This window comes from Methylicorpusculum oleiharenae (genome assembly GCF_009828925.2).
GTDB lineage: Bacteria > Pseudomonadota > Gammaproteobacteria > Methylococcales > Methylomonadaceae > Methylicorpusculum > Methylicorpusculum oleiharenae.
In genome coordinates, this window is sequence record NZ_WUTY02000001.1 from 3,251,937 (window position 1) to 3,271,275 (window position 19,339).

Here is a 19,339-nt window from a genome sequence, read left to right on the forward strand (position 1 = left end):
ATGAAACAGTCAGAGTTCGGTTTTGCCACCGAACTCTGTCGCAGAGCTTTAGAGTATACGTCTGCCTCGGATGATGCGTAAGACGACGACAATGACTGCGATAACTAAAAGAATGTGGATAAATCCGCCCAATGTGTATGAGGACACTAAGCCGAATATCCAGAGGATGACTAAAAGAATAGCTAGAGTTTCGAGCATTTATGCTTCTCCTAAGGAAGCCATCAATTGATAGTGCAATAAGCTGCACGTAAACAAATTTCGGGTTTATGGATAGACTAAAACCGGTAAAGGTTATGTTAATCATTTCTTAACCGGGCATTTGAGGGCGCCCGGTTGAATTAGCGCATCAGATACTGTCTTTAATGTCTTCTTTAAGGTCACCCAAGCCCGATTGGACTTTACCGACGTTCTTTTGAACATTGCCTTCTATTTTCAATGCATCGTCGTCAAGTATCACACCTGCTGCTTCTTTCACTTTTCCTTTAACTTCTTCGACGCGGCCTTTTATTTGATCTTTGTTCATGAGTCTCTCCTTATAATTCAGTCAGGACAAAATGGACATGACTGAAGCGTGGAGTAGAATTCATCTTCCATCGCTCCATTTGAATATTACAAGTAAAATCGACTTTTGTCGGTACGGTAACGTACACAATAGGTTATTTCAGAGACTTTTCCTGACATAACCAATTTCTTCGCTAGCAAGGCACGAAAACAGTCGCTAACAAGCTCTATAACTGTTTTCGTAAAGCATCCTCTCCCCGCTCACGCTCCTTACCTACATCCATGAAGGTAACGCCGCTATCGGAGAAAAGAGTGCGTCAGAAAATCGCAAATGTGGTCGCGCGAAGTTTAATGATCAGGCCGCTGCCAAAATTGTGCAACGAGGCAATAAAAGCATTTATTCATTCCATCGCCGATGCATTAAATATCAGTGTGTTTACCCTGAAAGGCTAGTTTTAGCCGTTCCACTCATCGGTTATTGATAAGTCACGTAGATGCCATAATATGGATTTTTAGTCATGTGACCTCAGTTCCCGGCCATTTGACGGTTTATTAAGTGCAAAATGGGTTTTTACATTCTTACTTTGATGATTCTTTGGAAGGCTTCAAACACCCGTCTTCCATTTCAACAATTCGATCAAAGACGTCCAGTGCGCGAACATCGTGAGTAACAACGATAACGCCGGCATCGCTTTCATGGGCTACTTGAGCAAATAATTCCATGACCTGACGACCCCGGTGACTGTCGAGTGCAGCGGTTGGTTCGTCGGCCAGAATCAGGCTTGGTTTATTGGCCAGTGCTCGGGCTACTGCGACCCGCTGCTGTTGGCCGCCGGAGAGTGCTTCAGGTAAATTACCGGCACGGTCTGCAATACCTAAATGATCCAGCAAATTCATTGCACGCTGTCGGGCTTCTCGTGCCGGCATATCGTTGATTTCCATCGCCACCTGAACATTTTCCAGTGCGGTAAGAAACGGAATCAGATTGGCCTTTTGAAACACAAAGCCGAGATGTTGTCTGCGGAACGTCCGCAGATCTATCTTGGCGTCCTCGCCGTCCATGACCAGTTCGCCACCGATTATTATGCGGCCTGAAGTTGGCGGATTGATTAAGGCCATTGCGGTCAATAACGTGGATTTACCTGCACCACTTGGGCCTAATAAGGCAACGACTTCACCCCGGGCGACGCTGAGTGTGACATCGTTCAGCGCGATTACCTCGGTTTGACCGTGACCATAGACTTTGCTAACACCGATGGCCTCGATGGCAGGGAGTTCGTTACGGGCGACATTCATCAGGCCAGCACCGAGTTAGGTTCAACACGCAACGCCTTCCAAATACCTAGCAAGCTGGCCAACACCGAAATCGCCACGGTTATAACGGCCAGCTTGATCAAATCCGGCGATTCCAGCATTACCCGTCTCGGAAAATAAGGAAAGAGGTATTGGCCTATCCACCACGCCAGACCGAAGCCAAAAGCCCCCATGAGTAAGGCTTGTTGCAGAATAAGGCCGACAATGACCCGATTGCGGGCGCCGATCAATTTAAGCATGGCGATGTCGTGGATTTTATCCAGCGTCAAGGTATACATGATCAACGCAATTATGATGGTGGAGATAATAATCAGCAGAATGCTGAAGAGCCCGAGTTGTCGCCTCGATTTGTCAACCGTACCTGAAAGCAACAGATCCCTTTGTTGCTGAGCGGTATGGACAGAAATATCGGGCCATGCCGAGAGCAGTTCAATGATGCGCTCAGCGTCCACGCCAGATTGCAGCGTGACCAATACGGCACTGACTTGCGGCGGCGGCAGTTCGGCTATGTCTCTGGCCGAACCGGCGGCGCGTGCCACTGACAAGGGCTGAGTGCGGCCGAGTTCCTGGTTTGCGGTGCGAGCAGCTCGGGCTGCGCGCTCAAGACGCAGCGTTTCGCCCGGCAAGTCGAATTGAATCGCCATGGCATCACTCACGGTGAAAAATGCCAGGCCATCACCTGCGATACCTGACATGCCGCTGGTGAGTCCGACCACCCGGTAAATATCCTTGCCGAATGTAACTTGCTCACCCAAGGCCAAGCCCAGCGAAAGGTCAGCAATCATCTCAAAATGCGCCTGTTCCAGGTGACGACCTGCGATCATGGACACCCAGCCACCTTTATCATTCGGCCACGCCAGACCTTGCACCATCATACGCAAGGGTTTGCCACGGTGTTCGCGCTGAATCGAATGGGATACGAACCGGCGAGCATTAGCAACGCCCGGCAAAGCACCAACGCGGTCTTCGAGATTGGCAGGAATTCGGGAAAGTTCGGCAAAAGGACCGCGCGTGCTGCCTTGTACGACCCATAGATCGGCCCCGATGCGGTCCACCAGTAAAGTTGCCTCGAAAATAAGGCCCCGATAAATTCCGCCCATGCCCATAACGATCATCAGCAACAGGCCGATACCCACTGTCGTGAATGCGAAGCGGCTGAAATTATGGCGGATATCCCGCAAGGCTAAATTCATTGGACGGTGACGGCCTGGCCGTCTTCAAGTGTTTGCTTAAGCTCTAAGGGTTTGACGATTTGCTCGCCAGCCGCTAAGCCACGGGTTATCGCGGTAGCCTGGAGACCCTGCAAACCCAAGTTGATGTCACGCCAGTACGCCTTACCCTGGTCATTGACCATAACGCCGGGTTTACCGGCTCGCCAGAGCAGAAATTGTTGCGGGATCGTTACGGCATCAGACTGATGTCCGGTTTCAATATAGACCTCGGCCCGTTGTCCAACCGCCCAGTTTACCGGCAATTGCTGGACGAGCACATCGACCTGAAACTCGCGCGTTTCCCTATCCGCTTCTCGCCCCAGTCTGGAAATCTGGCCTGGATAGCTCTGATCCGGTTCCGAACGGAACACCACACGTGCCGGTTGTCCCTCGGCCAGCGCCGCTATTGCAGTTTCATCCACCCAGGTATTGATCCACATTGTCCGGGTATCAATGAGTTGCAGGATTGACGCGCCGGGAACCACGATGACACCAGGGTCAAGGTCGCGGCGCACGACCAAACCGGCATAGGGGCTGCGCAGTTCAGTAAACGTCAGTTGTTCTTCACGCAGACGTAAAGTTTCCTTAGCCGAAAGCTCCTGGGTCCGCGCTTCGGTCACCGAGGATAAAGAGCGTTTGAGTTCGGCTTCGGCTATACCCAGTGTTTGTGTCGTTTTATCAAGATCGGACTGCGAAACGAAGTTGCGGGCGGCGAGTTCGGCATAACGTTTATACTCGACCTGGCCCAATTGCAGAACCGCCTGTGCACGGGCATTATCTGTGCGGACACGCTCAACGGTAGCTTTACTGGCAGCCAGCGCCGCTTGCGCAACAGCCACTTGCTGGTCAAGTTCGGCACTGTCCAGTCGAGCTAATAGTTGTCCTGCCGTCACCGTATCGCCTTGATCAACGAGGACTTCGACAAGTCGCTCCTGAATCCGAGAACTGATCGTCGTCTTGACCCGTGCCTCCAGCGTTCCGGTTCCCATGATTTCACTGTGCAATTCAGTCTGTGCGACGGTATGGGCGAAGACCGGAATCGGAGTGAATTTCAGCTTATATACCGCAAAGAACACCACAAATACGGATACGACTAACCAGGCAATGCGGCGTGTAATGAGGTTTTTTATTAACAAAAAGCAGATTCCTTTTTTGTGTATTGGCGTATTCCATTGTCTGTGAGCAAACTATAACAGGATCGTCGTGCCTGAAATTCTATTTATTTGACATCAGCCAATCACTATTGACTAAATCATTTGCTTCAATGAATGTGAAACGGTAACGTTAAGGCAGGGTGAAAGTTATTAACCTCGGGCATGACCCACATTGAAGGGTTATAACAGTATTTTACGCAATAATTTTTATCATACGGTAAAAATCAGAATCTGGAATAGAAGAAGACTCTCGCTGATTTTCAGCTCAGTATCAACATAACTTTCGCCTTGGAGGGGCTAATGCTGGAATTTTTGAAACCGAAGAACGTTAAAGTAGCCGTTGCAGTTGCGCAACTATTCCGTCCAGCAATTCATGCCATAGAGAGCAGTCATGGCGGAGTTTTGCCAGCATCAGCATTACAGGACGATTATTTGATCGGTTATTTGGCAGGTGCTATAGCGGTAGCCGCAAATTTTGCAGGCATAGTAAATCCTAAGCTTAATGGGCTTACCAATCTGCATTTTTTTGATCGCTTGTTCCCGCGTCACGGCTTGAATATTTGTCGTGCACACCCGGAAAAGCTTGAAAATTCGGATGACTATTTAAAAGCTTATCAAGACGGGATAACGGATTTTAACAAGATTATTGGGGATTTAGGAGCGATGGATTTAAAAAGCATATCTGGCGATTTAGCTGATATGACCCATTTGAGAGAACATATCGAGCAAGCTTACCCTCTCGAATAGACTTTTTTTGGAACTTGCCGACTTTAGATGTGACTTGACCGATGCCAGCAGGGCTTCGGTCAGCTTTTATAGTTTGTTAAAGCCTTTTCCGATAATAAATTGCTCACGGCTGATGCTCACAAATCTTGTTTTATACCTGGCTTTAAATTAGGCCAGTGAGCGAAGGCAAAAATCCAAATCATGATAATGTTAACGACAGGGATTAACAGACACAAAACCCAGACTTGATGGTGCCCGGCTTTAGCCAGAATTTTGGTGCCTAGCCAGAGGACAAAAAGCACCATGACGGTCAACAGAAAAAAAGCCATTATGATCCTCCTGAAGTGTCTTGCTGATTAGGCCAGGGCATCAAGCCTAACTGCAGGAAAATGAGTAGCAAGCCGAAGCCCGGTACAAATACCAGTAAGGCCCAAGCAGGATGAAACCCCGCTTTTCGGTAAATTAAACAGACAGGAATTATGATCATCAACGCGACAATGATGACGCGGCCCATTTCAGGAAACATATCCACCTCCACTGGTTGCTATGAGTATGACTGCCAAAACAGACGAATAGTTTGTTAAAACGATTCGAATATTTGCCAACAGTAAGTTCAGTATACAGTGTTACAGATTAAGTTTTACCTGCTTGAGAATCCAGAGATGTTGGTCATGGTTTTCCACGCATTCTTTGATTAGGTTATCTGGCTTATTTCATCAAACGCGGATTAACCATCAAGCCAACCAGAAAGACGATTAGATGTCTAACCATCTTTATTAAAAAAATAGCTGCTCCAAATCATCCAGGTTGTCCATAACGTATTCCTGATCCTCTTCCAACACTAAATGTTGCCATTCAATGTGTTCAGCTAATGGCAAGTCATCCGTGCAGCCATAATCAATTTCATCGGTTTTACTATCAAACATGACACTTCTCCTGGTTGGTTTGTCAGATTGACCCCATTCTTGATGCTTTGGAGTCACCATCACTCATCAAAAGTGATATCAATCTTTATGCCAACCCAGAAAGACTCTATTAATAGACTCTTCATCGATTTGGTCCCACCAAAACTGACAGATTTAGCAATTAAACTGTCAATTACGTCAGTAATTTGGCAGATGACGGGGTGGTCAGGCAGTGTTTGATTTGATGAAACCGGGGCAGGTGCAGGCTTTTAGTAGAAATTAAAATGAACACACAAAAAGTCGAGCATCTTTAGTGTGCTGGTAATAAGCGTCGTTAGTTGTTGGCGCCAACAAAGCTCCAGAATCGGTAAATCCTGGCCTAGAGTTGTTGATGAGGGATTGATTATCGAAAAGTGCAGCGACTGTAAGCAAGGCGATCTGATTTCAAATGAGAAGGCTGTGCTGGATATTTTCCATAGACGCAGTTCTGCAAGCGATTTGTTTGGACGGTGTTAAATTATTTTACACTTGAGGATGGGGCGATGCTAAAACTTTCGGGATTTTATTTGGATTTGTCTACTATGAAGTGAACATGAGCGGGTACGATTTTTTGCAAAAGTAGGCTGATTTATTTTTAAAATCAATAGCATAAAAGTACTTGGCGGAGAGACAGCCCGCCAAACACAAAAACAGGTAAGTACAAGCTTGTCTATATTTAACGCAAAATCAAGAACTTATAAAAATTGTAATGTCTCAGTAAGTCCAACTTAATCAACTAAAACCGCTCTAATCCATGTCAGGCAGTAGGGTTGGCAGTAGGGTTGGACTTACATAGACTAAGCCTTTTCTATACAATCGCCGTTTTAATCTTATGGGTTGGACATGGCGAAGAAGATCAACAAACTTTCCGCGCGTTTAGTGGCTTCTCTCAAAGACCCCGGCCTATACTCGGACGGACTCAACCTTTATCTTAGAGTTACAGCAGCCTTAAATAAAAACTATGTTTTTAAATATACCCGAAATGGAAAGACGCATGAAATAGGGTTGGGATCGGAAAGTAAAATTTCATTGGCCAGGGCGAGAGAAAAAGCAAAGGATTACATTGATATTCTTGACGCTGGACTGGATCCATTAACAGAAAAACGCAAAAAGGATGAAACGGACAAACAGCAAGGCAAAATACTAACCTTCAGACAATGCGCCGAACAGTATATCGAGGCTAAAAGGTCAGGCTGGAAAAATCCAAAACATGTTCAGCAATGGGAAAACACTTTAAGCCAGTATGCTTATCCGGTTATTGGTGATACAGCTATCGCAGAAGTCAGCACAGAGTTAGTTCTACGCGTTCTATCGCCTATCTGGAACAGCAAAAACGAAACAGCAAGCCGGTTACGTGGGCGAATTGAAAACGTCTTGGATTGGGCCGCTGTGCAAGGTTTTAGGAGTCGTGAAAATCCGGCAGGCTGGAAGGGGCACTTAAGCAACTTGTTACCCGCACCAGCAAAAGTTCAAAAACCGGAGCATTTTAAGGCCGTCGACTATCGAGAGCTGCCGGACCTGATGACGGTTATTCGAAAAAATCAAAACCTATCGGCCAGGGCGTTAGAGTTTTTGATATTGACGGCATGCCGAACTAATGAGCTTATCGGCGCAACCTGGGACGAAATAAACCTTAATGAAAAATTGTGGACGATACCCGGCGAACGCATGAAGGCAGGAAAGGAACACAGAATTCCATTATGCAACCGGGCAGTTGAAATTCTTAAGTTTATGCGGCTGTTATCCCATGGCGATTATGTATTCGCTGGCAGATCGGCAGGCGGCAGGATGTCAACCGGCACGATGGACACTTTCTTGCAAAGAACGCTAGGAATTGAGGCAACCGTTCACGGATTTAGGTCGTCGTTTCGCGATTGGGCATCGGAAGAAACAAGCGCAGCGCATGAAGTGTGTGAAATGGCGCTAGCACATACCATAAAAAACAAGGCTGAATCAGCATACCGGCGCGGCGATTTACTCGACAAAAGGCGGGCGTTGATGGATGAGTGGGAATCATACCTTTATCAATACCCGCAGAAATTGCCGTACATTCTAAAAATAATTCAAATTCTTCAAAGATTGGCCATTAAAGCCGGTTATCAATAGAGCTTTTTCGCTCGAAATCTAAAGCTTAAAGTAATCAATAAGTTATCAGCTAAGGTTTTATTCTTTTTATAAGTCTTTGTTATAAAAAAGATAAATAGCCTTAAGGCTGGCTTAAATGTGCCAAAAATAAAAGGCGAAGCGCGGCCAAGCTTTCTATATAGTCTAAATCTGTTCGATTAACTCCCTTTACATTTATCAAACGAGGAAACAAGCAGATGACACCTAAAAAAGTTAAGAAAAATATCAACCTAAGACAAATGGATCCGGACTGTTTATTGCGGCTTGAACACATTGTTCCTGATGTCATACCGATAGCCAGAAGCACCTGGTACATGAAGATAGCAAACGGCAGCTTCAAAATTAAGGCCGTCTCACTGGGAGGAATGGCCAAAGCTTACCGCGTAAGGGATGTTTTGGCCTTGCTGGATGGTCTGCACGAGGTTGAGTTAAAGCCATGAAACCAAAGTGACAGACATAAAAAAACCCGGAAGCGATGAGAGCGCAAACCGGGCTTTTTAATACTTTCAAACTACCAGATAGGCCATTGGATAAAGGCCTATCTGAATATTAACACAATTTCACGAAAACACTAAGGAATTCAATGAAGAACTAACATTTTAAGCAAATGCCAGGCGATTAACCCGGCAAATCTTACAGCTACCACAACAACAACTCGACGGTTGAAATGGTAGCACAAACTTATCTTTTTTGTAAAGGAATAATTTAAAAATGTTACCAAATAACCGAACAACCTCAACAACAACCAGCTCAAACAAGCTTGATAATTTGCTTAACCGGCTTGAAAAAGTTAAGCAAATAAAACCCGGAAAATATAAGGCGTGCTGTCCTGCACATCAAGATAGATCGCCTTCGCTATATGTCACATACACCGACGATGGGAAAATATTAATGAAGTGCTTCGGGGGTTGCGATATTGAAAGCATTGTTTCAAGTATTGGACTCAAGCTGTGCGACCTGATGCCGGACAACCCGTTAAACCCCTACGAAAAAAGGAAACGACCGCCAAAATTCAGCAAGTCAGAAATGTTTGACCGCGTTGTTTTCGAGGCTGTTATTTTGTCAGTTGCAGTTAGAGAATTGTTAAAGGGGGAGACGTTGGCTGATGACGACATGGAGCGAATCTTAACCGCAGAAAGCACAATAAACGAAATTGCCAGGGAGGTTAGATAAATGAGCAGGCTTGACAGTTTAAGAGATGAAAAACTGAATTCTCACACAGACCCGGGCGAAAGGGGCGAAAAGGGCGAAAACCTAGACGCGGCGGGGGTTGACGTGGGGCGAAAACCGGGTGAGCAGGGGCGAATGGGGGCGAAAAAAAGGCGGGAATTGGGCAAAAATGACTATTGTTCGCCCGAATATCCTGTAAATGGACTAGGACCGCTCAAAGATTTATGTAAATCAATCAGCGAAAAAGCACAGCTTGACCCGGCTATGGTCGGACAGGCAATCATTACAGCGGCTTCACTGGTTACTCAAGGATCCTATGAAGTTCAGACGTTATCGGGATATAAGCCCCTTTCACTTTACGGATTGACCATTGCTGAGTCTGGAGACGGAAAAAGTACAGCCGAGGGCATTGTTTTGCAAGGCGTTAGGGAGTTTGAGAAAGAAAAACATAACGGATATATGGAACGCATAGCTAATGAATCCGAGGAAAAAGGCAAAAAGAAGAACGCACCGAGAGAAATTGAGCCTTATCTATTGGCCAGTGATTCCACTGTACAAGGTGTCATCAAAAGCTTTAAGACCGGATGGCCTTCTCAAGGTATCTTTACGGCAGAAGGTGCGACCATGTTATGTGGCTGGGGGATGTCAGGCGAGCAGCGAGCAAACAGTTCAGCGAACTTAAATAAATTGTGGGACGGTGAATCGATCGCGTTACAACGTGGCATTGAAGGCAGAACGCAGCTATATAACCGCCGGTTTTGCGCTCATTGGCTGATTCAACCGGACGTTGCACAAGAGGCGCTAAACGATTCAAATTTATCAGCTATTGGCTTATGGCCGCGTTTTTTAGTGGCATGGCCACAAGCATTAAAGCCGAGGCTATACAAATACTACGATTTTAAAAGTGACCCTGTAGTAACAAGTTTTTGGTCCGTCTGTAAAGATATATTGAGCGAGCAAGTTATTACAGGTGATGGTGAATGCGGGGAATTTTTCACACTCAAGCTAACAAGTGAAGCCAGGGCCATTTTAATAAAGACCTTTGAAAAAATGGAATTATCAAGAGATCCGTCCAACCCCCTGCACATCATAAAGCCTTTTGCCGTGAGGCTATGCGAGCAAGCGTGTCGAATTGGCGGCGTATTGGCGGCGTTCTCAGGTGAAAAAGAAATATCCGCAGAGACCATGAAAAACGCTTTACTTTTAGCGAACTACAGTCTTGAAACGTGGCGCGGTATTTTTGGAACCCGCGAGGATATGACGCACGAACTATGGGCTAAAAATGTTTATGACTGGATGTCGAAACGGCCAGGCGGCAGAGCGAGCGAAACGGACCTTATCAAAACAGTTACGCCAAAACATTTAAGAACAGCTCACAAACGCGACACAGCTCTTTCAATATTGAGGGAACGTGGGCTGATCGAAAAGGCGGTGGACTTTACCCCTGATGGCGTTATTAGGCTGAGTTTGAATGAATGGAAAATAGCTAATGGTCAATAATTTAAACGCTGATATTTTATTAAAGGGCGAATTAAGGGGCGAAACTCGCCCTTTTTCGACTTTTTTTCGCCCCGGCTCAGACCGCGTCATTGCTGAACTTTCGCCCCTTTCGCCCCTTTCGCCCCGGCTCAATAAAAACATCAAAAACAGCGGTTTTTTTATCGATGACCGGCGATTCTGCAAAGACTGCAAAAACCTAAACAGTAGGGACTATTGCACCAAACAAAAATTTAAACCGGTCGATGACATGCCCCGTCGATGCGTTGATTTTATTTAATGGCACTAACAACAATTTAAAGGTGAAAGATTATGAGCAGCAAATTATTAGAGGGTAGTTTTTTTCATACATTTTGTGATGATGGCCAGGTCAAATGGCAGGGCGAATTTTTAAAAGAGTTTGATGATGGCCGTTATTTAATACAGCTTTTTTCATGGATTGACGGACGCCCAACAATTCAAAAAATCATAACAGGCAAAGAAACTATTGGAATGAGTATCTACCCTACAGCGGAAAGCATGGATTTAGCCTGGGAATTGATTACAAAGTCGTTTGATGGTGGCTTATTATCATGAAATTAACCCTATCAAACAAAATTGAAATTTCCGGCATTGACTCCGAGTTACTGGAAACCATCGAAAAGCATTGTATACACAGTAATCCAGCATACTGGGAGGCGAAGAAACAAGGGCGCTATACTGGTGACGTTGACAGATTCATAAATTTATCAGAGCGCACCGAAAACGGATTAATTGTTCCTATCGGTTTACTTGATTATCTTCGCGGCTTAGGTGGCTCAGAATTAGCCGACAACCGGAATATGCACCCGTTATCAATACCCTTTAACGGAAAGTTACGCGACTATCAGAAACAAATTGTTATTGATGCCAGAAAGGCGAAGGCAGGCGTAATTGTCGCAGCAACCGGAGCAGGCAAAAGCATTTCAGGAATTGCATTGGCGGCCAGGCTAGGACAAAGAACGCTGATATTGGTTAAGAGCAGAGACCTTGCAAACCAATGGAAAGAAGCAATAAAACAGTACACCGGGCTTGATGCTGGCTTGATCGGCGGAGGCAAGTGTACAGAGGGCGCAGAGTTCACGATAGGGATTGTTCAGACGTTGGTTAAGCGCGATTGTTCAGAACTTAATTATGGCTTGGTTATCGGTGACGAGATCCACAATGCACCGGCGAGCCAATTCTATAACGTAATAGGCAGCATAAACGCCCGTTACAAATTCGGATTGAGCGCAACACCACAGCGGCGAGACAGTCTTGAATTTATGATCTTCGCGGCAGTTGGGCCGATATGCGCGACCGTCAGCACGGAGCAGTTAACTAATAAGGTTTTGCCGGTAGAAGTGAAGAGTTATAGCGTTCCTTTTGATGCAAACGTCGAGAGCTGGCAGGAATTTATTAGCGAGCTGATAGACAACGATTCACGAAACGACTTTATTGTAAGGGCAGCGAAGCATTACCAGGCGGCACCAATAATCATTTTATGTAGTCAGGTCCGGCATTGTGAAATCTTAACGACCTTGACGCGTGAGGCTGGTTTAAACCCATTACTTATACATGGGCAACTACCAGCAAAAGAACGCTTAGAGCGCATGGAGCAAGCAAAAACGGCACGATTAATCATAGGGACAGCTCAATTATTAGGTGAAGGAATAGACTTACCCCAATTAGAAGTTTTGATATTCGCGGTTCCTATGAGCGCAGTTATTGACAAGTCAGGTGACCCGGCAGCAACAAAGCTTATCCAGTCAATCGGCAGATGCAGAAGGCCGCACCCCGGAAAGATAAACGCGTTAGTGATTGATATTGTCGACAAGTGCGGTTTTGGTGTTGCGGCTTATAAAAAGCGATTACATATCTATAAAATGCAGGGCTTTAAAACTATTTGAGGTTTTAGATTGGCCAGGCAACCCGACAAAGACTATCAGTTAAAACTTTCCATTGAAGAACTTAAACGTGTTCTGCTTCTTAAAGAAAACCAATTCTATTGGCTATGCAGCTACTCACTCATACCAGGACTAACACCCGCAGCCGGGCGAATGGTTGACGGCCGGGAGGTGATGAGGATCGGCGGCAAGTTGTACAGCACCGAGGCATTGAAGCATTTTTATCAGTGCGGTGAGTGGCCGAGCGGATGCCGGGAGGCAGAGCCAGAACAGACACAGTCATTTTATCCGAGGTCAAAACATCGCGGGGTTTGTTGGGCCTATGGAAAATGGGTTGCAAAGGTTCGCATATCCGGAAGGATGAAGCAGCTTGGAAGCTTTACCGACGAAAACGAGGCCGCTCGAATTGTTCAGGAAACCTTAGAGCAATTAAGGCAGGGCAGTTATCAAGCTAGATAGTTTCTTATGTTTTTTGTAACTGGAATTATAAGAAAGATAAAGGATGATAAGAAAATGTTTTATTTATCAATGGGTTAGAAGGGGGTAGGGCCTCTTACTTTTCAAAGACTTAACCTTTGCTGTTCACGCCCGAAAGCTTTCTCACGCGAGCCATAAATTGGACACAAAAAGCCCAACAAAAACAAGCACTTACAAAACCCTTATAAATCAGCAACTTACGCCAATTCTATTGAATATCCTTTATAAATCAATGAGTTAGCAGTCACAGCGTGCAATGGTTGCGGCAAGGCTGGCGAATATGACGGCGAGTGACTTTAGAGGTAACCAGCATGTGCTTACGGCAAATTTGCCGGAAGCTAAAACATCCCAAACTCAAGCGGCAGAACTTTTGAACGTGTCGGAGCGTGCAATGGTTGCGGCAAGGCTGGCGAATATGACGGCGAGTGACTTTAGAGGTAACCAGCATGTGCTTACGGCAAATTTGCCGGAAGCTAAAACATCCCAAACTCAAGCGGCAGAACTTTTGAACGTGTCGGAGCGTGCAATGGTTGCGGCAAGGCTGGCGAATATGACGGCGAGTGACTTTAGAGGTAACCAGCATGTGCTTACGGCAAATTTGCCGGAAGCTAAAACATCCCAAACTCAAGCGGCAGAACTTTTGAATGTGTCAGAGCGGCTAATTCATTATCTTTTGGCCTGGATAATGGATAACAAGCGCAAATAGAATCGGGTAAGCCTGGGCGTTAGTAACGCTACTATTAAGAAACAATTAAATCCCTAGCTTGAACTATGGCCACAATGCTATAGCCTACGAATATCAATGGCTACAGCCGGGCACGAAATATGCAATGGACGAAATGCTTGATTGTTTACTATTTAGAGTATAATAAATTAACCGTTCGAGAGAGTCAGACGGCCAAAGACCGGAGGGAGTCCGGCACCGAGTAAGGCGTTTCAGGGGGATCCTGAACCGCAGACAAGTTTCAACCCTGAGAGAGTCAGATAGAAGTTAGTCAACCCGTAACACTTACAGCGGAGTTGATCGTTCAACCCGTTCAAATTTAACTAGCCAAAAAGGTTAAAAAATGAACAGAATTTTAGAAAGGCACAGCAACACATTTGCATTATTTATCGCGTTATCAATTATCACGTTGGCGGTATTCGGTTTTGACGTTGACGCGGCAGTCATCAACCAACACGGCGATTTATTCGGTGCGGCTGGCTTGGCCTTCGCTGGATGCGGTAGCGTTGGCGATATTCATAAAATATCTGAAGCCGTCGACATTATCGAAAATAAGATAAACAAGTTTCATGACCAGGCTGAAAAGCAGTTGCAGGAAACCGGCAAAGTCAGCACCGAAACCAAAAACGCATTGGAAAAGTTCCAAGAAAAACAGTTAGAAATTGCAGACCGCCTGCTATACCTGGAGCAAAAAGGCGTTAGTGGCGGCGGTATGGGCGGCGACACCCCGCGCCAAAGCGGTTGGGGTTCGCAGATCGTAAAGAACCAAAACCTTAAAGAATTGTTATCCGGTTCGCGTCAAAAAATACGCGTTGAAGTTCAGAATAACACCTTGACCGGTTCAGATACCACAGCGGCACCCATGAGAAAGCCGGGTGTTGTAGCGGGCGGTTTTGCGCCGTTAACTTTAGAATCATTGTTCCCACACTTTCCGACTACAGAAGCGGCGATTGAATTCACGCGTGAAAATGTGTTCACCAACTCAGCAGCAGAAGCGGCAGAAGGCGCACAGAAGGCCGAGTCCGCGATAACCTGGACCTTAGTCAATCAACCGGTTAGCACAGTGGCGCACTGGCTTAAAATCAGCAAACAGTTAGCCGCTGATAATCAGTTATTGGCCGCCTATGTAAACGCGCGGTTAAGTTTTGGTGTCAATCGCAGAGTTGAGACTCAACTTGCAGCGGGTGACGGCACCGGCGCGAACATTGGCGGAATTCTGAAATCTGGGAACCATGTAGTACATGCCTATGATGATGCGACACTGGGCAGCGGCTTGAAAAAGCATAAATTGATTCGGCGCATTATTGCTGACATGAAGAGCGGCGGCTTTATGCCCTCAGCGGTTTTAATGAATCCGGCGGATTGGTTATTGTTTGACTTGGATCTATTGGACAGCGTACCGGCGACAATCACGGCGCAAGATATTGCGGGAGGTTTTGAACCGAGAATATTCGGCGTTCCTGTCGTTGAATCAATCGGTGTTACGGCTGATAGCTTCGCTGTTATTGCGCCACAATTAGGCGTTATTCATGATCGGCAGGCGGTTGAGGTCGAGATCTCAGATTCAGACGGCGACAACTTCACCAAGAACCTGTTAACTATTCGCGCCGAAAGACGCTTAGCTTTTTGCGTTGAACAACCAGCGGCGGCGCGTGGGGGCGACTTATCACCCGTTTAGATCTGGTTAATTCTCAATTTATGGCCTGGAATTTATCCGGGCCATTCTTGCCAAAAGGTAAAATTTTATGTTCAACGTAAACGCACTACTCGAAAATTCAGACCTGGTAGACGGACTTATCAAGCAGGACCTTAGCGACAAATCAGCAAAGAAAAAAACTATCTTGGCTGATATGAAGAAACTTAAAACCGAAATGGCAGGCTTAAACCTGGGCTCGGTGCAAGTGTCACAGGAAAAGCTTAACAAGGCGCGGGTGGCCTATGAGAAGGCTCAAAGCGATTATCAGGACTTGCTGTTATCAGCGAACCAGAAACGCCGAATTTTGGAAAAGCGGTTACAAGCCAATGAATTAGAACTCAGGACGCTGGAGCCGCTCATTGTCCAAAGACTACGCAGCAAGTTAACCGAACGATTGCATCAATTAGGTTTTTTGACTCCGGAGCGTTCGCAGCGACTGCACAAGGTGACAGAAGAAATTGAAAGCTTTACCCGCGTTGATGATGCTGAGGCTATAGCCAGGCGCGTTCCTATTTTGGAAGATAGAATCTTAGAGATTTAAAAGTTAAGCCAGGGGAAAGCCGGTTATCTGCAAAGGTAGCCGGTTTTTTTTTGCTTATCTGCAATTCGGAAAAAAAGAAATATCCGTTATAAAACAATGACTTAGTTAATATTTTTGCTTGACTGGTAAATTATTTTTGTAAGTTGGGGTTTACAAGAATTATAAAAAGGTCTACATTTAAGGCGTTGTTAATAAAGCAACACGGGCTAGCATCTCGTTGCAAACGGCGCAAAAGCCGCTATATGTGGCTATTTTTTTGCGTAAAATATTCAGCTCTTCATTTTGTCGGGCTGTGTGGATCACTCGAAAGGGTGGCCGGTCCGTTTGCCGGTATGCTAGTTCACACAGTCCGGCGCCATACTTAGCATTGTGGCTCCGGGTTTATTTACAAACGGAGCGCATATCATGAACTCAAAAACCAACCCCGCAAACAATTTCACAGCACAAGTTTACGTCGATAAAGAAGCCGCACTATTGGCCGGACGGGACCATTTTGGAAGCGTTGACATCCAATTTAAACCTTCCGAATTATCCGAAACACACCGAAAAACTCTACTATCTGTCAATTACAAAATCACTCGCAGCGACACCGGCGCACCGATAACCGGAGCAGAAACCCTGGAAGCATTGCTTGATGCAGTCAAAGCAAATTATGACAAAAAAGCCGAAATCGAAAGCCAGGAATTAAGCGCGGCTGTTCAGTTTGTCACCAATCGCTTAAAGACGGCACCGGCAGCGGATGACTTGACTATTGACGCTGAAGGGCTAGTAAAAGTGACCAGCAAACCAGACTCACTTATCAAAATCAGTATGGGTTCAGTTACTAAAGAATATCGTCAGGCTAATTTTTATGACACTTGGGGGCCTGGAATATATCGGACGGACCACAGAAGAAATCAGTTACGCGAAATCATTAACGCAGATCCTGAGATTTTAAAGTTATTTGATGAGCTTGACGCTGTAGCTGATGGAATAACCGAGCGATTAAAGGCAGCACAGGCAACCAGGGACGCTATACGGGAGGCAAACTATCAGGAGCAAGCCAAAGCACAGCTAAGCAGAACCGCACAGATTAAACAGTTTGTTATTGATTACATGGGCGAACTTGCAATCGACCGTTATAACGATGGACTGATGCAGGAAGCCGAGATCCTGGAAGCAATGACGGCTAAAACCTTTAACGAAATCGACCAGCACTTTACCCCAGTTGACCGGGCGGCGTTCCTTGCTGAAGCGGTAGACTTTTGTTGTGACTGCGTACATGAAACGGGCTGGAGTGGGCGCATTATTGAACGCGACCTGGAGACCGTAACAGATGACCAATACAAGCGACTTCATGAGCTGAGAACGTTGACAAAGTTTTTAAGAGACTTTGAGCCAATAACAGTAAAACCGTTTTTATTGACTGGCTACCTTGACAACTTTGCAGACGATGACGACCCGGAATACCGCACAGTTGCGGCACTCGTAACTGTCATGCGCGGGGATATTGAACTATCACGGGAGTACAGTCTAAACAGCGTTGAGGGGGCGGAATGAAAAAGCCAATAACCAACCGCGTATTTATTCAACCGCTGGCAAGTCTCACGCCAGAAGAGCAGGAATCCCAGCAAGAAAGAGCACTCGAAGCCTTTAACCAGAACCGTCTTGAGCTGGCAACCGAAAGACGGAAGGCATGCCAAAAAGGCGAACCGGCATTGCACCGACTCGTTAAGGTGGCCAGACATGACACAGGCCAAAGTCTGATTATTCGGCGGTTTTTGTTGGGGTTGTACAACGGCTATCAGCATAAATTTAGCTTAACCGAACTCAGAAATCTGGATAAACAGCTCTTTTACGATTGTTTAGCGGTTTTGATACTGGATGCCAGGGTAACGGCGCAAGAAATTCATTTATACGTTGAACAGGGTGATTATCTGTTTGCAGAATGGGCCGATTCGGTAAGGGGGCGTGTATGAGCATAGAATTCTTAAATGCAGCGTTTAGAGCCCCTTTAACCGGCGCAAGTAAGGCGGTATTAATTGCGCTTGCTGATAGATGCAACGATGCCGGTTATTGTTACCCAGCGTTAAAAGATATTGCTTTACGCGCTGGAGTATCGGCCAGAACAGCAACACGCGCAGTTAAAACGCTAGAGGATAGCGGCTATTTAGCAATAATTCGAGTAATGGGAGCAACGAACAAATATATTTTATTGGCCGGTAAATTGACCGAAAACTTATACACAACCTTAGACAAAAGCAATTATCCACAGATAGACACGAGTTCTAACCCCTTAGACATGATGTCACTAGGGGCTGGACATGAGCGCGGGGAGGGGCTGGACATGGTGTCTAATAAACCATCATATAACCACCAATTAACCACCAAAGAACCATTAATTGGCAAACGGAAAAGCCAAAAAAGAACGATAGAAATTAGAAAAATGCGCGGCTTGTTGAGGTTGGCAAAATGAAAAACTTGCTTACACAAGAACGATTGAAAGAATTGCTGAGATACGACCCTGAAACCGGCATGTTTACTTGGTTGGCATCACCGGCTAATAGCGTTAAGGTTGGCGCGATTGCTGGGAGCGTTAACGGCAAAGGTTATATTCATATCAAGATAAACAGCAAGACTTACAGAGCGCACCGTTTAGCATTTTTTTATCACTTTGGCCGATGGCCTAAAAATGATGTTGACCACATGAACGGCGTTAAAACAGACAACCGGATAGAAAACCTTAGGGATGCGAATAAATCAGAGAATCAACAGAACAGAGGTGTTCAATCAAATAATACTAGCGGCTATATGGGCGTTTCTTATGATAAGCGTAAGAAAAAATGGAAAGCAGAGATAATGATAAACAGGAAAACTAATCGCTTAGGCAGATTCAGCACGCCAGAAGAAGCCCATGCCGCTTATCTATCCGCAAAAAAGGAACTACACACCTTTCAACCAACCCCGAGAGCAGCGCATCAAGAAGGCGGCGAGGTGCAATCATGAAATTATCATTAATCAAAAACGGAAAAGTCATTGCATACATACGCACCGCCGATTTAACCGGGCCTATCCTGCTTGATCTTCAAAACCGCGGTTATTTATTGGGCATTGGGCCTTTAAACTATTTTGAAGTAATGACGGCGGCAGCATGAACAACGAGCCATTACAGACAGGATTTACCGACTACTTAGGGAGCACCTGGAGCCAAGCCAGTATCGACACTTACAACCGCTTCAATGACGAGGTAGTTAAACGTCTGCACTATTGGGACATGCCGAAAGAATCAGAATGTTACAAGGAACTTCAATTTTACCTTGACCAAAGACATAAAACTTTTATTCAGTTATGCGAGGTGTCGAGATCCACAAATAAGG

25 protein-coding genes are annotated in these 19,339 nt (G+C 45.7%); 17 read left to right on the forward strand and 8 right to left on the reverse strand.

From position 1 onward, the window contains the following. Positions 1–48: 48 nt before the first annotated feature. Both GO003_RS14650 and GO003_RS14655 read right to left on the reverse strand, forming a co-directional pair. Complete coding sequence (locus GO003_RS14650) at positions 49–198, reverse strand: lmo0937 family membrane protein (RefSeq protein WP_159657229.1); 150 nt, start codon at positions 196–198, stop codon at positions 49–51. 148 nt (positions 199–346) lie between these two features. Next, positions 347–523 carry a CsbD family protein gene (locus tag GO003_RS14655; protein ID WP_159657227.1) on the reverse strand — a complete coding sequence of 59 codons (177 nt, stop codon included), beginning with the start codon at positions 521–523 and terminating at the stop codon, positions 347–349. A 290-nt stretch (positions 524–813) separates the two neighbouring features. Here GO003_RS14655 and GO003_RS14660 point away from each other — a divergent pair, with 290 nt between their 5' ends. Continuing rightward, positions 814–954 (forward strand): hypothetical protein, encoded by a 141-nt coding sequence (locus tag GO003_RS14660; RefSeq protein WP_159657225.1) that lies wholly within the window; start codon positions 814–816, stop codon positions 952–954. Between the two features lie 126 nt (positions 955–1,080). Here GO003_RS14660 and GO003_RS14665 read toward each other — a convergent pair whose 3' ends face one another. Genes GO003_RS14665 through GO003_RS14675 form a run of 3 tightly spaced genes read right to left on the reverse strand, consistent with a single transcriptional unit; the run spans position 1,081 to position 4,162 of the window. Beyond that, positions 1,081–1,797, reverse strand: coding sequence for an ABC transporter ATP-binding protein (locus GO003_RS14665; RefSeq protein WP_159657223.1), 717 nt, complete (start codon positions 1,795–1,797; stop codon positions 1,081–1,083). Next, a complete protein-coding gene (locus tag GO003_RS14670) occupies positions 1,797–3,008 on the reverse strand; it encodes an ABC transporter permease (RefSeq protein ID WP_159657221.1) in 1,212 nt (403 codons plus the stop codon). Before GO003_RS14670 ends, GO003_RS14665 begins: the two co-directional genes overlap by 1 nt. Then, complete coding sequence (locus tag GO003_RS14675; RefSeq protein WP_159657219.1) at positions 3,005–4,162, reverse strand: efflux RND transporter periplasmic adaptor subunit; 1,158 nt, start codon at positions 4,160–4,162, stop codon at positions 3,005–3,007. The genes GO003_RS14670 and GO003_RS14675 overlap by 4 nt, the downstream gene beginning before the upstream one ends. 318 nt (positions 4,163–4,480) lie before the next feature. Between GO003_RS14675 and GO003_RS14680 the strand changes: the two genes are divergently transcribed. After that, positions 4,481–4,927, forward strand: a complete 447-nt coding sequence (locus GO003_RS14680) for a hypothetical protein (RefSeq protein WP_159657217.1) — start codon at positions 4,481–4,483, stop codon at positions 4,925–4,927. 116 nt (positions 4,928–5,043) lie between these two features. Here GO003_RS14680 and GO003_RS14685 read toward each other — a convergent pair whose 3' ends face one another. The 3 genes from GO003_RS14685 to GO003_RS14695 form a co-directional block, all read right to left on the reverse strand. Then, positions 5,044–5,235, reverse strand: a complete 192-nt coding sequence (locus GO003_RS14685; RefSeq protein WP_159657215.1) for a hypothetical protein — start codon at positions 5,233–5,235, stop codon at positions 5,044–5,046. Further along, positions 5,235–5,432: a hypothetical protein gene (locus GO003_RS14690; RefSeq protein WP_159657213.1), complete on the reverse strand. Its 198-nt coding sequence runs from the start codon at positions 5,430–5,432 to the stop codon at positions 5,235–5,237. Before GO003_RS14690 ends, GO003_RS14685 begins: the two co-directional genes overlap by 1 nt. A 250-nt stretch (positions 5,433–5,682) precedes the next feature. Beyond that, positions 5,683–5,832 (reverse strand): hypothetical protein, encoded by a 150-nt coding sequence (locus GO003_RS14695; protein ID WP_159657211.1) that lies wholly within the window; start codon positions 5,830–5,832, stop codon positions 5,683–5,685. 861 nt (positions 5,833–6,693) lie between these two features. Between GO003_RS14695 and GO003_RS14700 the strand changes: the two genes are divergently transcribed. The 15 genes from GO003_RS14700 (at position 6,694) to GO003_RS14770 (ending at position 19,117) form a co-directional block, all read left to right on the forward strand. Continuing rightward, the gene (locus GO003_RS14700; RefSeq protein ID WP_159657209.1) at positions 6,694–7,956 is read left to right on the forward strand and encodes a tyrosine-type recombinase/integrase; all 1,263 of its coding nucleotides are present in this window, start codon (positions 6,694–6,696) and stop codon (positions 7,954–7,956) included. 215 nt (positions 7,957–8,171) lie between these two features. Beyond that, on the forward strand, positions 8,172–8,414 hold the full coding sequence (locus GO003_RS14705; protein WP_159657207.1) for a helix-turn-helix transcriptional regulator: 243 nt from the start codon (positions 8,172–8,174) through the stop codon (positions 8,412–8,414). Positions 8,415–8,685: 271 nt separating this feature from the next. Next, positions 8,686–9,147, forward strand: a complete 462-nt coding sequence (locus GO003_RS14710; RefSeq protein ID WP_159657205.1) for a CHC2 zinc finger domain-containing protein — start codon at positions 8,686–8,688, stop codon at positions 9,145–9,147. Between the two features lie 132 nt (positions 9,148–9,279). Continuing rightward, positions 9,280–10,644, forward strand: coding sequence for a DUF3987 domain-containing protein (locus tag GO003_RS14715; RefSeq protein ID WP_231089007.1), 1,365 nt, complete (start codon positions 9,280–9,282; stop codon positions 10,642–10,644). Positions 10,645–10,953: 309 nt separating this feature from the next. Further along, positions 10,954–11,217: a hypothetical protein gene (locus GO003_RS14720; RefSeq protein ID WP_159657201.1), complete on the forward strand. Its 264-nt coding sequence runs from the start codon at positions 10,954–10,956 to the stop codon at positions 11,215–11,217. Further along, positions 11,214–12,548 carry a DEAD/DEAH box helicase gene (locus GO003_RS14725; protein ID WP_159657199.1) on the forward strand — a complete coding sequence of 445 codons (1,335 nt, stop codon included), beginning with the start codon at positions 11,214–11,216 and terminating at the stop codon, positions 12,546–12,548. Before GO003_RS14720 ends, GO003_RS14725 begins: the two co-directional genes overlap by 4 nt. Before the next feature lie 9 nt (positions 12,549–12,557). Then, positions 12,558–13,004 (forward strand): hypothetical protein, encoded by a 447-nt coding sequence (locus GO003_RS14730; RefSeq protein ID WP_159657197.1) that lies wholly within the window; start codon positions 12,558–12,560, stop codon positions 13,002–13,004. Positions 13,005–13,302: 298 nt separating this feature from the next. Beyond that, a complete protein-coding gene (locus GO003_RS14735) occupies positions 13,303–13,728 on the forward strand; it encodes a hypothetical protein (protein WP_231089008.1) in 426 nt (141 codons plus the stop codon). A 361-nt stretch (positions 13,729–14,089) separates the two neighbouring features. Further along, positions 14,090–15,424: a phage major capsid protein gene (locus GO003_RS14740; protein ID WP_159657193.1), complete on the forward strand. Its 1,335-nt coding sequence runs from the start codon at positions 14,090–14,092 to the stop codon at positions 15,422–15,424. A gap of 67 nt (positions 15,425–15,491) precedes the next feature. Continuing rightward, positions 15,492–15,983, forward strand: coding sequence for a hypothetical protein (locus GO003_RS14745; RefSeq protein WP_159657191.1), 492 nt, complete (start codon positions 15,492–15,494; stop codon positions 15,981–15,983). A 405-nt stretch (positions 15,984–16,388) separates the two neighbouring features. Next, complete coding sequence (locus GO003_RS14750) at positions 16,389–17,522, forward strand: hypothetical protein (protein ID WP_159657189.1); 1,134 nt, start codon at positions 16,389–16,391, stop codon at positions 17,520–17,522. Beyond that, entirely contained in the window at positions 17,519–17,941 is a 423-nt protein-coding gene (locus GO003_RS14755; RefSeq protein WP_206444692.1) for a DUF7673 family protein, read from the forward strand. The genes GO003_RS14750 and GO003_RS14755 overlap by 4 nt, the downstream gene beginning before the upstream one ends. Continuing rightward, the gene (locus tag GO003_RS14760; protein ID WP_159657187.1) at positions 17,938–18,438 is read left to right on the forward strand and encodes a helix-turn-helix domain-containing protein; all 501 of its coding nucleotides are present in this window, start codon (positions 17,938–17,940) and stop codon (positions 18,436–18,438) included. The genes GO003_RS14755 and GO003_RS14760 overlap by 4 nt, the downstream gene beginning before the upstream one ends. Next, entirely contained in the window at positions 18,435–18,968 is a 534-nt protein-coding gene (locus GO003_RS14765) for an HNH endonuclease (protein WP_159657185.1), read from the forward strand. The genes GO003_RS14760 and GO003_RS14765 overlap by 4 nt, the downstream gene beginning before the upstream one ends. Further along, a complete protein-coding gene (locus tag GO003_RS14770) occupies positions 18,965–19,117 on the forward strand; it encodes a hypothetical protein (protein WP_159657183.1) in 153 nt (50 codons plus the stop codon). Before GO003_RS14765 ends, GO003_RS14770 begins: the two co-directional genes overlap by 4 nt. The last annotated feature ends 222 nt before the right edge of the window (positions 19,118–19,339 follow it).

Excerpts from the sequence above, each read along its gene's own strand:
- GO003_RS14750 (WP_159657189.1), top strand. The coding sequence starts at position 16,389 with ATGAACTCAAAAACCAACCCCGCAAACAATTTCACAGCACAAGTTTAC.
- GO003_RS14765 (WP_159657185.1), top strand. The coding sequence starts at position 18,435 with ATGAAAAACTTGCTTACACAAGAACGATTGAAAGAATTGCTGAGATAC.
- GO003_RS14760 (WP_159657187.1), top strand. The coding sequence starts at position 17,938 with ATGAGCATAGAATTCTTAAATGCAGCGTTTAGAGCCCCTTTAACCGGC.
- GO003_RS14665 (WP_159657223.1), bottom strand. The coding sequence starts at position 1,797 with ATGAATGTCGCCCGTAACGAACTCCCTGCCATCGAGGCCATCGGTGTT.
- GO003_RS14655 (WP_159657227.1), bottom strand. The coding sequence starts at position 523 with ATGAACAAAGATCAAATAAAAGGCCGCGTCGAAGAAGTTAAAGGAAAA.
- GO003_RS14755 (WP_206444692.1), top strand. The coding sequence starts at position 17,519 with ATGAAAAAGCCAATAACCAACCGCGTATTTATTCAACCGCTGGCAAGT.
- GO003_RS14740 (WP_159657193.1), top strand. The coding sequence starts at position 14,090 with ATGAACAGAATTTTAGAAAGGCACAGCAACACATTTGCATTATTTATC.
- GO003_RS14720 (WP_159657201.1), top strand. The coding sequence starts at position 10,954 with ATGAGCAGCAAATTATTAGAGGGTAGTTTTTTTCATACATTTTGTGAT.
- GO003_RS14735 (WP_231089008.1), top strand. The coding sequence starts at position 13,303 with ATGACGGCGAGTGACTTTAGAGGTAACCAGCATGTGCTTACGGCAAAT.
- GO003_RS14710 (WP_159657205.1), top strand. The coding sequence starts at position 8,686 with ATGTTACCAAATAACCGAACAACCTCAACAACAACCAGCTCAAACAAG.
- GO003_RS14690 (WP_159657213.1), bottom strand. The coding sequence starts at position 5,432 with ATGTTTCCTGAAATGGGCCGCGTCATCATTGTCGCGTTGATGATCATA.
- GO003_RS14700 (WP_159657209.1), top strand. The coding sequence starts at position 6,694 with ATGGCGAAGAAGATCAACAAACTTTCCGCGCGTTTAGTGGCTTCTCTC.
- GO003_RS14650 (WP_159657229.1), bottom strand. The coding sequence starts at position 198 with ATGCTCGAAACTCTAGCTATTCTTTTAGTCATCCTCTGGATATTCGGC.
- GO003_RS14695 (WP_159657211.1), bottom strand. The coding sequence starts at position 5,832 with ATGTTTGATAGTAAAACCGATGAAATTGATTATGGCTGCACGGATGAC.
- GO003_RS14680 (WP_159657217.1), top strand. The coding sequence starts at position 4,481 with ATGCTGGAATTTTTGAAACCGAAGAACGTTAAAGTAGCCGTTGCAGTT.
- GO003_RS14745 (WP_159657191.1), top strand. The coding sequence starts at position 15,492 with ATGTTCAACGTAAACGCACTACTCGAAAATTCAGACCTGGTAGACGGA.
- GO003_RS14670 (WP_159657221.1), bottom strand. The coding sequence starts at position 3,008 with ATGAATTTAGCCTTGCGGGATATCCGCCATAATTTCAGCCGCTTCGCA.
- GO003_RS14770 (WP_159657183.1), top strand. The coding sequence starts at position 18,965 with ATGAAATTATCATTAATCAAAAACGGAAAAGTCATTGCATACATACGC.
- GO003_RS14715 (WP_231089007.1), top strand. The coding sequence starts at position 9,280 with ATGGGGGCGAAAAAAAGGCGGGAATTGGGCAAAAATGACTATTGTTCG.
- GO003_RS14685 (WP_159657215.1), bottom strand. The coding sequence starts at position 5,235 with ATGGCTTTTTTTCTGTTGACCGTCATGGTGCTTTTTGTCCTCTGGCTA.
- GO003_RS14725 (WP_159657199.1), top strand. The coding sequence starts at position 11,214 with ATGAAATTAACCCTATCAAACAAAATTGAAATTTCCGGCATTGACTCC.
- GO003_RS14705 (WP_159657207.1), top strand. The coding sequence starts at position 8,172 with ATGACACCTAAAAAAGTTAAGAAAAATATCAACCTAAGACAAATGGAT.